The 16,285-nt window shown below is 61.7% G+C and carries 12 protein-coding genes; 8 read left to right on the top strand and 4 right to left on the bottom strand.

Features of this window, described 5'->3' with window-relative positions; genetic code table 11:
* Positions 1-90: 90 nt before the first annotated feature.
* The gene (locus tag ACFQ6H_RS25695) at positions 91-324 is read left to right on the top strand and encodes a hypothetical protein (protein ID WP_378649395.1); all 234 of its coding nucleotides are present in this window, start codon (positions 91-93) and stop codon (positions 322-324) included.
* A gap of 3 nt (positions 325-327) precedes the next feature.
* On the opposite strand, the gene ACFQ6H_RS25690 is transcribed toward ACFQ6H_RS25695, so the two are convergent.
* Positions 328-876, bottom strand: coding sequence for a nuclear transport factor 2 family protein (locus tag ACFQ6H_RS25690; protein WP_378649393.1), 549 nt, complete (start codon positions 874-876; stop codon positions 328-330).
* Positions 877-987: 111 nt separating this feature from the next.
* Here ACFQ6H_RS25690 and ACFQ6H_RS25685 point away from each other — a divergent pair, with 111 nt between their 5' ends.
* Positions 988-1,962, top strand: coding sequence for a TauD/TfdA dioxygenase family protein (locus tag ACFQ6H_RS25685; protein WP_378539452.1), 975 nt, complete (start codon positions 988-990; stop codon positions 1,960-1,962).
* Here the strand turns inward: ACFQ6H_RS25685 and ACFQ6H_RS25680 are convergent, their stop codons facing one another.
* Positions 1,963-2,805 carry a hypothetical protein gene (locus ACFQ6H_RS25680; RefSeq protein WP_378649391.1) on the bottom strand — a complete coding sequence of 281 codons (843 nt, stop codon included), beginning with the start codon at positions 2,803-2,805 and terminating at the stop codon, positions 1,963-1,965. It abuts the gene before it with no gap.
* A 31-nt stretch (positions 2,806-2,836) separates the two neighbouring features.
* Complete coding sequence (locus tag ACFQ6H_RS25675; protein WP_378640074.1) at positions 2,837-4,630, bottom strand: alanine racemase; 1,794 nt, start codon at positions 4,628-4,630, stop codon at positions 2,837-2,839.
* Between the two features lie 160 nt (positions 4,631-4,790).
* On the opposite strand from ACFQ6H_RS25675, the gene ACFQ6H_RS25670 reads away from it, so the two are divergent.
* Positions 4,791-6,236: an amino acid permease gene (locus tag ACFQ6H_RS25670; RefSeq protein ID WP_378539367.1), complete on the top strand. Its 1,446-nt coding sequence runs from the start codon at positions 4,791-4,793 to the stop codon at positions 6,234-6,236.
* A complete protein-coding gene (locus ACFQ6H_RS25665) occupies positions 6,233-7,153 on the top strand; it encodes a universal stress protein (RefSeq protein ID WP_378539369.1) in 921 nt (306 codons plus the stop codon). Before ACFQ6H_RS25670 ends, ACFQ6H_RS25665 begins: the two co-directional genes overlap by 4 nt.
* Positions 7,154-7,195: 42 nt before the next feature.
* Here ACFQ6H_RS25665 and ACFQ6H_RS25660 read toward each other — a convergent pair whose 3' ends face one another.
* The gene (locus ACFQ6H_RS25660) at positions 7,196-8,197 is read right to left on the bottom strand and encodes an MBL fold metallo-hydrolase (protein ID WP_378539370.1); all 1,002 of its coding nucleotides are present in this window, start codon (positions 8,195-8,197) and stop codon (positions 7,196-7,198) included.
* Between the two features lie 296 nt (positions 8,198-8,493).
* Here ACFQ6H_RS25660 and ACFQ6H_RS25655 point away from each other — a divergent pair, with 296 nt between their 5' ends.
* The 4 genes from ACFQ6H_RS25655 to ACFQ6H_RS25640 all read left to right on the top strand — a co-directional run bounded on the left by ACFQ6H_RS25655 (position 8,494) and on the right by ACFQ6H_RS25640 (position 16,258).
* Positions 8,494-9,594, top strand: a complete 1,101-nt coding sequence (locus ACFQ6H_RS25655; RefSeq protein ID WP_317559775.1) for an LLM class flavin-dependent oxidoreductase — start codon at positions 8,494-8,496, stop codon at positions 9,592-9,594.
* A 109-nt stretch (positions 9,595-9,703) separates the two neighbouring features.
* On the top strand, positions 9,704-11,827 hold the full coding sequence (locus ACFQ6H_RS25650) for a hypothetical protein (protein WP_378649390.1): 2,124 nt from the start codon (positions 9,704-9,706) through the stop codon (positions 11,825-11,827).
* The gene (locus ACFQ6H_RS25645; protein ID WP_378649389.1) at positions 11,820-13,337 is read left to right on the top strand and encodes an ATP-binding protein; all 1,518 of its coding nucleotides are present in this window, start codon (positions 11,820-11,822) and stop codon (positions 13,335-13,337) included. Before ACFQ6H_RS25650 ends, ACFQ6H_RS25645 begins: the two co-directional genes overlap by 8 nt.
* Positions 13,334-16,258, top strand: a complete 2,925-nt coding sequence (locus tag ACFQ6H_RS25640; RefSeq protein WP_378649387.1) for a Z1 domain-containing protein — start codon at positions 13,334-13,336, stop codon at positions 16,256-16,258. Before ACFQ6H_RS25645 ends, ACFQ6H_RS25640 begins: the two co-directional genes overlap by 4 nt.
* The last annotated feature ends 27 nt before the right edge of the window (positions 16,259-16,285 follow it).

Raw genomic sequence — 16,285 nt, 5'->3', positions numbered from 1 at the left:
GCCGAAAGTCGGACACGAGTGACGGGGATGGGTAACGCGGGGCGAGTCGGGTACCCCGAGGACCGAAGCGAGAGTGAAGGAGGAGAACCGATGCGTGTGAAAGCGATGGTCGGAACAGGTGCGATGGCGGTTGCGCTGGCCGCCGGCCCAGTTGCGACAGCGTCTGCGGAGCGGACCGACGCAGCGGGGTCGGAGGGTTCACCGGAGATGCTGACCTGCGAGGTGGTCTTCGATGCACTCGAGGACATGAGCCCGGAATGGACGGAAGAGGGGATCGATCAGGTCGAAGACTGGTGTGAGGCGATCACCGGCGAAGAAGACTGAGCGTCAGCCGCGCGAGATCACTCGTCGCGACAGTCGCCACCGCCCGTCTTCGAGTTCGAACTCGTCGGCGTAGCTTCCGACGCCGCTGAGTTTGGGCGAGGTGGTTGTGTCGACGTAGAACGTCCACACCGCATCCGCGCGGGCGGTCGTTTCCGAGGTCACGTCCACGGCGATCGCTGTGGTGACGTGACGTGTGAATGTGCCCGGGCCTTGAATGCCGGCGGCCCGACGCTCGGCTACTCCAGCAGCAATTTCTTCGCGGCCTCGCCGCACCTGTGCGGGGATACCGCGATCGGGATTGGCGGGCATGTTCCATTCGGCCTTGCGGGTGAACTGCTCGACGTAGTCCTCGACAGAGCCGGTGTCAGCCAGATGGGCGATCCGAGCGAGCGTTGAACGAATCTGTTCGGCAGGGCCCTCGGGTTGCATGCTGTCCTCCGTAGACGTGGGTGCGGCAGATCGCACGCTACAGCTCATGACGACAACGACGACGGTCTCGTCCCAGTGAGCGGCAGTATTCTCCGGCGAGGGAGCGGCGAACTTTGAGATCACCTCGAGTTCAACCGTATTCGAGCCCGCAGCGTAAATGATTGAGTGTTCACAGTAGGCAGCGCCATGACGACTGCCGCGCCCGTAGGCTTGACCGACTCACAGGAGATCGCCATGTCCGTCACCGAACTCGAACGTGTCACCCAGACCCCGGAGCAGATCTACGCTGCCGGCGGAATCACTGTCCACAAGGTCGGTGAACTGATCGGCGCCCGTATCGACGGTGTGCACCTCTCCGGGGACTTGTCCGAAGAGACCGCCTACGCGATCAACTATGCGCTGGCAGCGCACAAGGTTGTGTTCTTCCGTGGGCAGCAGCATCTCGACGACACGTCGCAGTACGAATTCGCCGGAACCCTCGGCACCCAGACCACCCCGCACCCGACGGTGAAGTCAAGGGGCGACAAGCTGTTGGTGCTCGACCGTGCCGCCAACAGTTGGCACACGGACGTGACGTTTGTCGACCGCATCCCGAAAGCCTCGATTCTGCGAGCGACGACCATTCCCGAGTACGGCGGAGCGACGACGTGGGCGTCGACTACCGCTGCGTACGACCAACTGCCGGCTTCGCTCAAGGTCTTGGTCGAGAATTTGCGGGCCGTTCACACCAATGCCTACGACTATGCCGAGGTTGTCGATCAGGCGAACCCGGTAGACGCGCAGCGCCAGGCCTACTACGCCGAATTCACCCGTGAGATCTACGAGACCGAACACCCGGTGGTGCGTATCCATCCGGCGACGGGGGAGAAGACCCTCCTGCTCGGTCACTTCTTCAAGGAGTTCGTCGGGCTCAAGCCGTCGGAGTCGGTCGCTCTTTACCAGATCCTGCAGGCACGAATCATCAAGTTGGAAAACACTGTTCGATGGAACTGGTCGGCCGGCGACCTGGCGATCTGGGACAACCAGGCGACTCAGCATTACGGTATCGCCGACTACGGGACTCAGGCCCGCAGTGTGCACCGTGTGACATTGGCCGGCGACGTCCCCGTCGACGTCCACGGCGAGCAGAGTCGAATCCTCCAGGGTGACGCCGCGGAGTATTCGGTCATCGCGGACATCGATCGGCTTCCCGGCTTCGCCGCGAACTGATCAGTCGTGCTGCGGGTGATCCGGCGGGAACATCTGTCCCCATGAGTGACTGCACGCTCGGCACGTCCATTCCGGGGTGTCCGGCCCCACGACGCAGCCCGTTCCGGCGAGCCACGGTAGGTGATCAAACGGATGGACCGGCATCCCCGGGGCACACTGAGCGGTTCTGTGTGCACCGCACTGCGGGCACAGTGGATTCTTCGACAGCATGTAGTCGATGAAGTTGATGTGCCCGGACGTGGCCATCCTTCCGCTGCATTTGCGGCACAGCACGGCTGGGTAGTCGTCCCCAGGTTCGGCCTGCCTGAAGATCCGTGATGCGGAATGAAAGTGAAGGCGATCGCCGCTGTTGAACTTTCGCAACGGCATCGGTGAGCCGCAACCTGTGCAGTTTCCTCGCTCGCGCATCAAAGTTCGGGCGTGGGCAGCCGTGGACGTCGGATCCAGGGTGTCGATGTCGCCGAAGTAGTGCGCATAGTGTGACTGGCCGGCCGTGAGAATCCGGTCGGCCAGTGCGTCGTCGACCGGCCCAGGATCCGTGGGAAAGGTGATGGACCATCGTTGTTCGAGTTCTGGAACGGTGGGCAAACCGTGGAGTTCGTACGGGCGTTCATCGACTTCCATCCACGACGTGCCGTCGAACGGCGCAGCCACGGTCTCGACGCAGAGCACCGTGCGAGGAGTGGTGTCGAGAACCGTGACCAGCAGGTCACCGGTCGCCATCTTTCCGCGCATGATCCAGGGATCGACACGGGCTCGGGGTTCGAGAAACGCGACCACGGCATCAATCCAGGGCGTGCCGAGTGCGATGAATACGTGCTGACCGGGCCTCCGCGTCTTCATCGAACGATTCTCGCAAGGGCTGCCGACAACGTCAGGCTTTGACCACCTTGCGCCCGAGCAGCGATGCAACCAGTCCGTCGACGAAGGTCGCCTGACGGCCGAGAGGATCGGAATTCGCTGCCGCAACGCTGCCGATCGAGATCGATCTCGTCAGGCCGGTCTCGCTGATGAATTCGGCGGCGAGGTGGGCCTCTCGGAACGTGAGGCCGCCCAGATGTGTCGTGTCGTCGACTCCGAGAACACGTCCGTCGATGATGTCCATGTCGAAGTGGACGTGGACGCCGTTCACACCCTGTCCCGCCGCGGCGAGAACGCGAGGCATCAAGGCCGCCATGCCATGGCGATCGATCTCGTCGATCGTCACCAGCAATACCTCGTACTCGTCGAGTGCGCGCTTGTGATCGACCGTGGCGTTCTTGACGCCCACCAAGACGGTGTTCTCCAAACTGGGGCCGTGCAGATCCGCTGCCGACGACAGCAGTTGTTCGATATCGCCGTGGGAGGCGAAAATGATTGCACCCAAATCGGTTCCGGGTTCGGTGGCGATCGGAATTCTGGTGTTCTGCCAGGCCTCGGTAGTGAGCCACAGCGGCAACGTCGTGAGATCCGCGGCGGCGTTCTCGGCTTGAATGCAGCTGAAACCGATTCCGGACATGTCTTCGCGTAGACCGTGATCGAGGAGATGGCTTGCCAGCCCGCTAGTTTCGAGGTCGATCAATTCGACGGTCGCATTGGCATCGATCGGTTCGGTGCCCAGGACGTAGCGCTTTTCGACGTAGGGCGATGTCATCGCCATCAAGAGCGCGCCGTAATCGATCGTGAAGTCGACGGTGCCACCGAGTCGGTATTCGTCGCCTGTTTCTCCGGCGTCGACGAGGAGGTGATCGCTACTGGCGCTGATCACCTTCAGGCGCGGATCGATCGGGGTCAAGCCTTCCGGCGAGATGTCCTCGCGGCCGATGGACAAGATCAGGCGTCGGCTCGGCTTGTCCGCGTTGTCGAAGACGGGGCGTCGGCCGAATGCGTCTTCCCCTGAGACTCCATACGGCCGCGACGGCTTGACCTTGGCCTCGATGATGTCCGCGGTGAGAGTGAAGGCGTCGTTGTTCAGCAGTTCGTACAGTCCTGGGGGAGTCGGTGATTCGGCCAGAACGATGCTGGCGCCCAAACGCAGATGGTTGATCCCCTCGGGCATCGTTCCGGTCTCGAGGAGTGGCAGAGAGAACGTATTGCCGCCGGAAACGATCGGCAGTTCGATCGAGAACCGCTTCGTGATTTCGTCGGCTAGGTAGACCAGATTCGACAGGTTGTCGACGGTCGGCTGGATGCCGCCGACGCACGCGAGATTCGCGCCGATTCCGATCAGTCTGATGCCCTCGATGGGAAGGATTTCGGCGACTACATCCAACGCCTCCGCCGGCAGGATCCCTTCGCGGAGATCTCCGAGGTCGATCATCAGCACGATGTCGTGGACGACTCCTCGCGCCCGTGCTGCTCTGCCGAGAGCAACAATTGTCGTCAACTCGGAGTTGAGGCTGATGTCCGCGTATCGGATCGTGTCGTCGATCTCGTTCAACGACGGTGCACGGATCAGCATCAGGGGGACGGTGATGCCGTCGCGGCGAATGCGGGCCAGGTTGTCCAGGCGGGAGTCGGCGATCTGTGCGACGCCACCGCGGACCATTGCTCGCGCCACCTTGGGGGAGCCACACGTAGATTTGCTGACGCCGGCCACCGCAATACCCTTGGCATTGGACGCTTCGACGAGGACGCGCGCATTCTGTTCGATACGACGCAGGTCGACGGTGATGGTCGGTCCGGTCATGATCTCCCCGTTTTCTCCGATGGCGGTTCACGATCCGGGCATTCCAGACCGGACGGTTGGCGTGAGCTGGGCAACTTTGCTCCAACTGTTGTGTCGCAGGACACTTACGTGCAGTATGAGGATACAACAGTTTCCTACCAGGCACTCTAGAGGAGCGTCGATGGCTACTCTCGTCAAACACGTACTTCGGCGCAAGCCGGCTTTACAGATAGACCAGGAGACCGGCGCCGATGCCAACGGCGGCGAGCTGACCCGCAGTATCGGTTTGGCGCAGTTGTCCATGTTCGGCATCGGCGCCACGATCGGCACCGGTATCTTCTTCGTCCTCTCGCAGGCAGTCCCGGTCGCCGGTCCGGCAGTGATCATCTCCTTCGTTGTGGCCGGTGTCGTCGCGGGACTCACAGCGATTTGTTACGCGGAGTTGGCCGGAGCTGTCCCGGCGTCGGGCTCGTCGTATTCCTACGCTTACGCGACGCTCGGAGAGCTTCCGGCCATGGCCGTCGGCGCGTGCCTGCTTCTCGAGTACGGAGTCTCGGCCGCGGCGGTGTCCGTCGGATGGTCGCAATACTTGAACCAGCTGCTTGGCAACCTCTTCGGGTTCCAGATTCCCGACGCGTTGTCACAAGCGCCGGAGCAGGGCGGCATCATCAATCTGCCCGCAGTGATCCTGGTGTGCCTGTGCGGTGTTCTGCTCATCCGCGGCGCCAGTGAATCGGCCAAGGCCAACGCCATCATGGTCTCGATCAAACTTGCAATTCTGTTGCTTTTCATCGTGGTCGGCATCGCCGGATGGAACAGCAATCACTTCGCCGACTTCGCACCGTTCGGATTCAGCGGCGTCATGTCCGCCGCCGGAATCATCTTCTTCTCGTACATCGGCCTCGACGCCGTGTCCACCGCCGGCGAAGAAGTGAAGAACCCTCGTCGCAATCTCCCTCTCGCGATCCTCATTGCACTCGTGTCCGTCACCGCGATCTACATCGCCGTTGTCGCCGTCGCGATCGGTGCGCAGAATTCCGCATCGTTCGAAGGTCAGGAAGCCGGACTGTCCGCCATCCTCGAACAAGTGACCGGATCTACCTGGCCGGGAACGCTTCTGGCCGCTGGTGCGGTGATCTCGATCTGCAGCGTCACGCTCGTGGTCATCTACGGTCAGACCCGTATTTTGTTCGCGATGTCACGCGACGGCATGATTCCGTCGATCTTCCACAAGGTGAACCCGCGGACTCTGACGCCGGTGCCCAACACCATCATCGTCTGTGTCGTCATCAGCGTTCTGGCCGGTTTCATTCCGATCAACTTTCTCGCCGAAATGACCAGCATCGGAACCCTGGTGGCCTTCCTCGTGGTGTCGGTCGGGGTCATTATCCTGCGGCGCAGTGACCCGGACCTGCCGCGCAGCTTCAAAGTTCCTGGCTATCCGGTGACACCGATCCTCTCGATCCTGGGCTGCCTGTGGATCATCAAGGACCTCCGAACCGTGACGATCTACGTGTTCCTCGTCTGGGTGACCGTCGCGATCATCTGGTACTTCGCCTACGGTATGAAGCACTCGCGCCTCGGTGCGAAGAACCGCACCGAGTTGGGATCGGAGTCCGAGTCATGACGCTGCTCGCGGGATACGCACCCGACGGTGACAGTTCCGGAACCGTCCATCTGGCAACGCTGTTGGCGCGCTCGTCCGGTGAACCGTTGGTGATCTGCGCGGTGATTCCCTCGCCGCCACCGCCCGGAATGGCGCGTGTCGACGCCGAATACCACCAGCAATTGCGAGCCGAAGCCGAAGCGGCGCTGGCGAAAGCGCGGGCCGACATGCCCTCGGACGTCGACGTGACCTATGTCGTGCATGAGGCTCAGTCGACGTCGAGTGGCCTGCTCGATCTCGTTCACGAGCACGAAGCCAAGATGATCATCCTGGATTCGTCGACGGCCGGGGTGTTCGGTCACGTGGCTCTCGGCAGTGTCACCTCCCGCTTGCTGCACAGCTCCGACGTTCCGGTCGCGCTGGCGCCGAGGGGATTTCGAACCAAGCCCGGTGAGGTGGTTCGCCGCGTTACCGCCGCCTACTCGGGCACACCCGATCAGGACGATCTGGTGCTCGCCGCCGCGACTGTGGCTGCGCGTGTCGATGCCGGACTCAGATTGGCGGCGTTTGCAGTTCGTGCAAACGCGCAGTACACGACCACACTCGGGACCGAGGGGGATTCACCGGTCATCTCCGAGTGGGCCGAGGTAGTCGAGCGCGAGACCAACGCTGCCTTCGAGCGTGTGCGTGCACTGCCCGAAATTCCTGACGTCATGGAATCGGTTATCAGCCATGGTCGTAACTGGGCCGAGGCGCTCGAGGGCGTCGAGTGGGATCGAGGTGACGTTCTGACGGTCGGCTCGAGCAAGGCAGGTCCACTGGCGCGGGTGTTCCTCGGCAGTCGCGCAGCGAAGATCGTGCGGTACTCACCGGTTCCGGTGGTAGTGGTGCCGCGATCGGCGTCGACCCGAATAGTCGATCAGGCCGAAGCGGAATAGAGATCAGGGCCGACGAGCGGAGTGCTTGTCGGCCCTGATCTTTCAGATCGAGCGGGAGAAGAGCGCGGGCTCGGAGCCGGGAACCTGAGAGACCTGCTCTCGGGCAACCAGATGGCGCAGGTGAGCTGCACCCTCGGACAGCGCCATCGTCTTTCCCATCGGGGAGATCTCGGCCCACGGCTTGTACCACTTCATCTTTGCCGCGACGTCCCACACGGTGAGCTTGTCGTCGGCGAACTCCTGGAGCAGGTGATCGAGTCGCTCCTGGTGATGCTCGATCAGCTCGCCGGCGCGGCCACCGACGTCGTCGATCGGAATGCCGTGAGCGCCGAGACCGCGGGTGATGTTCATGTTCTGCACGCGTGCGAGCGAGTGGAGGAAGTCGGCGAGGGCGTCTCGCTCGTCGAGTGGGTACACGAAATTGCCGACGTGTGGTGTGGTCTTCTGCAGGACGTGGTCGCCGGTAAACATGACGTCGGCGTCGTCGAGGTAGAAGCAGACGTGACCAGGCGTGTGGCCGGGGGTGTAGACAACGCGGAGGCCGCGCCCGGTCAGCGCGATGATCTCGTCGTCCGCGAGAAGGCGGTCGGGAGCGGACTCGGGGCCCACCGGAGACTCACCCGCGGCAGTCAACCGGAAGGCATCGCGGTCGGCTGCGGGTGCTCCAGCGCGTTCCATGTTCTCGAGCTGATATGCCATCCACTCGTCGTCGCGTGCAGTCGACATCTGATCGAACAGGTAGTGGTCGTCCTCGTGCATCGCGATCCAGGCGCCGGATGCCTCGCGGACCCGTCCGCACAGTCCGGTGTGGTCCGGATGGAAGTGCGTGACCACGACGCCCTCGATGTCGGTCACCGAATGCCCGATCTCGGCGAGCCCCGCGTTGAGGCCCTGCCAGCCATTGTCGTCACCCCAGCCAGCGTCGACCAAGATCAGTCCGCCGGGGGATTCCATGGCGTAGACGAGCGTGTGCCCGAGCGGGTTGTCCGTGATCGGGACAGGAATCTGGAATATGCCATCACCGATGGCCGCCGCACCGTTCATAACAAGTACCTCTTAACGATAAGGGAACGCACTCTTAGTACTTCATGTTTACCGTGCGCTCGTTTGGTTGGTGACACAGGTCCTGCCTGGCGGGAGTTCGGCATGTTTTCGGTCGACTTCGGATCGGTGAGAGTTTTATCGACTGAATGGTCTCATTGATTCGAAAGATCTTGCTGAATAGAGTGTTTCGCGAGTTCGTTGCGTTGGGGTCGTCGTCGGTTGGCGGATCCGTCGAGCAACCGCGCACTAGCCTCCGAGGGACAGGCGCGCTGTGCGGTTATCGAGAAAGACGGGTCATGCGTTTTCAGGTTCTGGACATCATTTTCAACCCACCCCATCCAGTGACCGGCGAGGAAGTTGCCCCGTCCGATCGGCTCAACCGCGTCGTCGAACTGGCGGTTCTCGCCGAAGAGTTGGGTATCGATTCGTTCTCGGTGGGTGAGCGCCATGCCGGGCCGGTTCTTTCGTCGGCGCCAACCGTCGTTTTGGGGGCGATTGCGCAGGCCACGGACAGAATCCTGCTCTCGACGGGTGTCACCGTCCTGTCGCTACTCGACCCGATTCGAGTCGCCGAAGATTTCGGAACCATCGATCAGCTGAGCCGGGGACGCCTCGAGATTGTGATCGGCAAGGGCAACGAGGTCCTTCAATACCCGCTCCTCGGCCTGGATATCGCCAAGCAGTACGAATACCTCACCGAGAACTACGAACTCCTCAAACTGCTGATCAGCGAGGAAAACGTCAAGTGGGTGGGAACTCACCGACCATCGCTCGAGGACGCGACGACGCTACCGCGTCCCTACGACGGACCGTTCCGTATCTGGCATGGATCGGCTACCTCGTTCGAGGCCGTCGAACTGGCGGCGAAGTGGGGCGACCCCATCGTCACCGCGAACGCCTTCCAGCCTCGTGAGAACTACAAAGTGCTGATCGACCACTACCGCGAGCAGTACCTGGCGTACGGGCACGACCCGTCCAAGGCGTACGTCGGATCGGGTTCGGGCGGATTGTTCCTCGCCGACACGACCGAACAGGCGATCGAAGAGTTCCGTCCGATCTACGAAGGCGCCGTTGCGCAGGCCGACAAGCGTAAGCACGATCCAAAAGCGGTCGGAAAGTCGACGAGCTTCCGGACCATCGAGGAAGCCGTCGACCGCGGGCCGGCGTTGGTCGGGTCTTCGGAGCGGGTCGCCGAGAAGATCATTGATTACCACCAGAGCTACGGCCACGATTTCCAATCGGTGTCCGTCAATCACGTGCTCGACTTCGAGCAGCAGAAGGACACTTTGCGCCGATTTGCGGAAGAGGTTATCCCGCTGGTGAAGGCAGAGCTGTCGACGACGCTGTGGACGTCGGTCGACAAAGATCGGGCGAAGGGTTTCACCGCCGTCGACTGAGCGGAGAAGTCTGACTGTCGGGTAAGCAGGTCCGGCGCTGCGACCGCTCACAAGCTGCAGTAACTTGTTACCGACATCGCGGTCGGTTTTGACCGCAATGAAGGTATCCGTGAGTGGGAGTAGTGCGTTGACGTTGGGTGTGAACTCGCTTCCCGCGAACGAGCTGAGTCAGACGCTGTGGGTCGATCTGTTTCCTTGGCTGGACGACTACGTATCCGATCGCGCTGCGCTGCTGGAGCCGCTGGCACCGTCGCCTGATTGGTGGTTCAGCGAAGCGCCGTCGTTCACTGTTCTCGAGGTCGATCTCGAGAAGGTTCTCTCCGAGCTGGCGTCCCTCTACATCGCCCACCACGCGGCAGCGGTATTAAGAGAGAGCTTTCCGCTCCTTGGTGAAGATCTCCCGCTGGAGGCGTTGAGTCTGGATACTCGCGCAGTGACTGCACTGTCTCGGCTCACCACCGACAAAGCAATCGGCGGACTGTTGACGCACACGACCGCCGAGATCTTCGGCGTGCGCGGAACGAGCGAACAGACGGTGCACGACATAGTGCTCAACCTGTTGGTCTGTGCGGTCATGACGACTCCGCTCGCCCGCGTCGAGGCCGCTGAAGAAGCAGGTGCCCCACCCGCGATCACAGCGCTGCTCGACGATCTCGCTCAGCTGGCTATGTGGCGACGGGTCCGAGGTCAGGACAGCAGACCACTCGTCACCGTCGAGATCGACGACGAATCTCCGGCCTCGATTCAGGAAGTTGCCGCCCGGATCTCGGCTCTGACGCCGAACGACTTGCCCGACACGGACCGTACCGACGCGATGGACGAGATCGACAATCTTTTCTCGCAGCTGGATGAGCGGGAGTCGTTGGTGTTGCGTGAGCGGATCGTGGCGCGAGTTCCGCAGCGTAGGGGAGCGATCGGAGCCAAGCTCGGTGTGGGCTCGGGGCGAGTCGGGCAGATCGAGGCCGACGTGAAAGCCAAACTCAACGCGGCGTGCGGATTCGGGACGGCCGTGGGGAACCTGCTTGCCAGCCTGCGAGTCGAGATTCAGCCGGTAGCATCGCTTGATCGCCTCCTCGACGTGCATCCGAGCATCGCGGCGGAGGTGCCTGGTTACGGAGTTCCGCTGTGGTTGGTTCTGGACCGTCTCGACGACTACTTCGAGGTGACTGACGGTTGGGCTGCCGCTCCGGGCGTCGCGGCGGCCAAGAAACGCACTCAGACCTTGCTGGAAGACTTTGAGTCCCCCAACGGTGTGGTTGCACTCGACGACGTCGCCGAAGTTGTGTCGATGTCACGCGGCGAACTGGAGAAGTGGCTTGCGTGGTGCGGGGTCGTCGTAGTGGCGGATTCTGCGCTGACGCGTGCGCGTCGGATCTCCGATCTGGCAGTCGGCGCGCTCGAAGCCGTCGGATCGCCGAAGTCCGTCGTCGAGCTGGTGGAGTTGCTGAAGTCCGATCGCAGTGACCGGTCGATCGAGCGCGCGCTCGAGGCCGACGATCGCGTGGCGCTCGACGGCGCAGTGTGGCGGCTGCACGCCTGGGGAAGCGCGGATTCCGTTGGGGAGGAATCGGTTTCTTCGGGAGAGGCTGAAGAAGCCAGTGAGTTCAACATTGGTGGTGACGGGATAGTCCGGCGCAAGCGGACACGCAACACTGCGAAGACGCCAGAGTTGACTCGCCGCCTGTACCGGTCAGGTAGTACGTGGCGGTATCGACTGACCGTGACCTCTGATCATCTGCGGGGCTCCGGGTTTGCTGTACCCGCCGGTGTCGCGGTCGCTGCCGGCTGTGCGCGCGGCGCGAACATCGAGTTGGAGAGTCACCTCGGCGTTCAAGCAGTTCGATGGACCGGAGCGCAGCCGACGTTCGGCACTATCCGCCGATTCCTGCGTGAACTCTCCGCTGTGGAGGGCGAAGACGTGTTGCTCGAGTTGTGGCAAGACGGAACCTTCCGCGTGGTCCGACCGGCGATCGTTCACTCTGACATCGACCCACTACGTCAGGCACTCGCAGAGGTTGGCAATCGAGAACCATTGCGAACTGCCGAAAGACATGTGGTGCGTATTCTCGCCGAAGCCGTGTGCCTGGACGGCGAAGACCGTCCACGAAAGATACTGCGCGCGTGCGAAGATCGTGGTGAGGACGTGATTCTGGACTTCTTGGAGGCGGCGTGGAGGCGCGGCGAAGCATCCGAAATCGACGAGGCAGACGGTAAGGATGCATCTCATGACTGACGTCGCGGGCACCCGCATTGTGGGCACCAAGATCCTTGCGGCGGACGAGTCCCTCGCCGGCGCCATCGGCTTGCACCACACCATCGCGACAGCGCTCGCCGATCTGATCGACAACAGCCTCGACGCCGCGGCCTCCCACGTGCTGATCAGGTTCGTTCAGGACGGCACACGGATCGTGTCGATGATGGTGATCGACAACGGCTCCGGCATGGACAGTGACACCATTGATTCCGCGATGACCTACGGCCGCCGACGCGACTATGCCGCCGAGGACCTGGGTCATTTCGGTGTAGGGATGAAGGCGGCGTCGTTGAGTCAGGCTCGGTTGCTCCGAGTGTGGTCTCGAAAGTCCGGGCACCCAACGCAGGGTCGCGAGATCGACTCGGCCTCAGTGCAGGGGCGTCAGTCAGTTTCGGTGATCGAGGACCGGCAAGCCGAAGAATTCTTCGACGCAGTCACGCCCCGCTTTCCCTTCGGCACCGGAACCGTTGTCGAATGGCGCGGCATCACAACCTTTCTCATGTCCGCACACGCGGACGAGCAGACCAGCTGGCTCGAACAGACCATCAACGACGTGCGCAGTCACCTCGGCGTCGTATTTCACCGTCTCATCGAATCCGGCCGGATCGCTCTGACTGTCGATGTCTTCGACGTCGAAGCGGGACGCGCCGGCGCGCTGCGCACAGTCAGTGCCATCGACCCGTTCCGGTATCCGCACACCGGCGACCCCAACTACCCTCGGACACTTGCCGTGTCGATCGCCGGTGCCACAGTAACCGCCGAAGCTCACCTGTGGCCCGCCCGTAGCAATGCACCGGAATTTCGCATCCACGGCGCCCCTGGCCGTGACCAGCAGGGGTTCTACTTCTATCGGCACGATCGACTCCTGCAGATCGGCGGCTGGAACGCGATAGTGCGGGGCCGACCGGACTACGGATTGGCACGAATTGCTGTCGACCTGAACGAATCTCTGCTGCAGCACATCACCATCAATCCCGAGAAATCGGGGGTGACGCTCGACGCCACTGCGTCGGCTGCCGTCGACGGGGCAACCTTCGCCGAGGGCGACGGTGGATTCCGCTCGTATTTGACCGATGCCGAGCGCGCGGTGCGCGCGGCTCGTAGTTCTGCTCCACGGCCGATCAGCGTCATCGAACCGGCATCCGGCTTTCCGGAAGACGTGCTCGATTCCTTCAGCGACGCCTTCGAATTCAGCGTCGGTGATGATCCGGTCACCGTGAGTTGGCGAGCCCTGGCGCGTGATCAGTTCTTCGAAGTCGACCTCAAAACTCGAACTCTGTGGATCAATGCGCGTTTTCGGCGTGATCTGCTCGGACGTCGCAGTCTCGACCCGGCTGATGCTCCGGTGCTCAAGACTCTTGTCTTCCTGCTGGTGAGTGAGATGTTCGAAGGAACCAGAATCGGCGCTCGTCAGAGGGAAAAGATGCAGGCGTGGCAGGAAGTGTTGATTTCCGCAGTGGCAGCGCACCGGGAGCAGGTAGTGCAGTGAGTGATGAAGTATTCCGTGCGGTTGCACGTGAACTCGGTGACGGGTTTCCTCCCGAGAACGTGCTGTACCCGGTCAACGCGCGCCTGCGAGCGAGCTATCCGGACGGCCTGACCATCGCGGACATCATCGATGTGTTCCTCGACGACAGTGCGGTCGGTGTACGAACGGCGCTCACCTCGCGTCTGCGGCAGTGGGATGCGGAAAGTGTTGAGACATGGGTAGGTTCGACTACCCCGCAGAGCCCGGAACGGCGAGCTCGGATCTACGACCTGTTGGGACTGCCGGTAGACGCGCACGCCGAGATGGATGCGCGCTTCCCTCGCGAAGGTGGGCCCGTTGTCATTGCGGCTCAGCAGCCGTGGGACCCCTGGTACACCTCCGAGCGCCGGCGCGAGCACGACTTCTATTGGCGCGCTTACAAGCGAGTTTTAGCCGACAAGAATTGGGACGAGGCGACAATCGGAAAGCTGGACATCGCAACCACTGAAGTTGTGCACCGGCTCGCGGATCCGACGCGCCCCGAGCCGTATCAGTCCAAAGGTTTGGTGGTCGGCTACGTCCAGAGCGGGAAGACGGCGAATTTCAGCGGCGTGGTGGCCAAGGCGATCGACGCTGGGTACCGCTTGGTCATAGTGTTGACCGGCACGATCGAGATTCTCCGGAGCCAGACTCAGCGACGCCTCGACATGGAATTGGTCGGTCGTCAAAACATCAGTGCCGGTGTGGACGACGACTACGCCAACGACGAGGACTGGCGGGACGGGAACTTTCTCGAACACGAAATCGATCCGAACAAGACGAATGAAATCCCGGCTATCCGTCGGCTCACCACCTCGACCTTTGACTACAAGAGTCTGCTCGCGGGCTTGAGCGCACTGCACTTCGAAACCGTGGATCACTCTCTTCCACTCAATGATCCGAAGAATCTGTACCCGAGCAATATTCGTATCGCGGTCGTGAAGAAGAACGTCTCCAGCCTCAAGAAGCTGGTGGCCGATCTGAAGAAAGTCCCGACCGAGCTCGATCAGATCCCGGCTCTGATCATCGACGACGAAGCCGATCAGGCATCGGTGAACACGATCGATCCGAAGAAGATGAAAACCGAGCAGATCGAGCGGACGGCGATCAACGGTCAGATCGCTGAGATCCTCGGTCTACTCAAGCGTGCCCAGTACATCGGTTACACCGCAACACCTTTTGCCAATGTGTTTGTCGATCCGGAAGACAGCGTCAACGTCTTTCCTTCGGACTTCATCGTCAGTCTCGAGCGGCCCGGCCCGTACATGGGTGGAGCGGACTTCCACGATCTCGACGATCTCGAAGACACCGAGAAGACGCCGGCCAATTCGAACGAGAAAGCGTACGTCCGGGATCTCCGGGCCGAGTGCGACGAGGATCGTTCTGTCGAGCAATTGCGGGCTCTCGACTCGTTTGTCCTGACCGGGGCGATCAAGCTTTTCCGGGAATCGAAGGGCGCCAAGCCGTATCGGCACCACACGATGTTGGTGCACGAATCGGTGAAGCAGGCCGAGCACGACGCGGTGGCCAACGATTTCAAGGCCTTGTGGAAGTCGGCGGGGTACAGCCAGGCAAAGAGTCTCTCGAGGCTGGAAAAGCTCTGGGCCGAAGACTTTGCGGTGGTGAGTGCGGCTCGGGGCAGTGAACTGGAGAATCCTGGTTCGTTTGCCGAGTTGGAGGAATTCATCGGCGCTGCCTACGACAAGATTTCCGAGGGAACCAGCCCCGTTATCGTGGTCAACGGTGCGGCCGAGAAGGACTACAAACAGGATTCCCTCGATTTCCAGGAACGCGGCGTGTGGAAGATTCTGGTCGGCGGCACGAAGCTGAGTCGCGGCTTCACGGTCGAGGGCCTGACCATCACTTATTACACGCGTCGAACGGGCCAAGCTGACACATTGATGCAGATGGGACGATGGTTCGGATTCCGCCCCGGGTACCGAGACCTGGTGCGCCTGTTCATCGGCCGCACGGTTGGCGGACCCGCCGGCGCGGACTATGACATGTACAAGGCGTTCGAGGCGATCGTTCGGGACGAGCAGGAGTTCCGGAACGAGCTCACTCGGTTCAGCGGCGTGAACGAGAAGGGCGAACCGTGGGTCACTCCACGCGATGTGCCGCCGATGGTGTTTCAGCAGCTGCCGTGGCTCAGGCCAACGGCTCGAAACAAGATGTTCAACGCCGATCTGGTTTATCGCGGTATGGGCGGTGAAAGTTTTAGTTTCACGATGCAGCCCCCGCGAGGCGACGGTTCGATCAACGCCCGGCACTTCGACGCGGTTGCACCATTATTGAAGGCGTTGGGCGAAACAGGGTCCTTTAATTTCGTTGACAAGGATGATGTTTCGCGATCGTTCTCTGCGCGATACGGCATCGTCCCGGCCCATGTGGTGTTGGAGGCCGTCGACCAGTTCGAGTGGGCGAACGGGTGGGATTTCGGTCCCCACCGCGAAGCGCTCTCGACCGCAATCGAAGCCGGATTGCTCGAAGACTTCGCAGTTCTGCTGCCGTATCCCAAGACCCGGGAGCCGATCGAGATCAAGGGTTGGCACGAGAAACTTCCGATCGTCAATCGTAAGCGTCAGGAACGCGAGTACCGAACAGGTTTCACCGGTACGGCAGTTCGTGAGCGCGATGCGATCGAGCACATTGCGGGCAGCCCGAAGAAGAACGGTGGACCGATTGCGGGTGCTCTTCATCGGAAGACTCGCGGTGCATTGATTCTAGTATTTGCGAACGATCCGGCTCCTCGTCAGTTGAAACGGGCACAGGCTGGTCCCGTGGACTCGCGCGATTTTGCGACGTTGTTCTCGTACGCGCTTCCGCACGCGGCGGAGCCGTTGGGGCGAATCGGTTTTCGGGTGAAGCAGTCAGGGACAGGGGCGATCGTCGATGCGAACTAGGTGTGTTGTGGTGGGAGACAGGAGTGG

Source organism: Rhodococcus sp. NPDC056506, from assembly GCF_042794945.1.
GTDB lineage: Bacteria > Actinomycetota > Actinomycetes > Mycobacteriales > Mycobacteriaceae > Rhodococcus_F.
The sequence above is the reverse complement of the archived record's forward strand: the minus strand, read 5'-3'. Positions and strand labels throughout refer to the sequence as shown.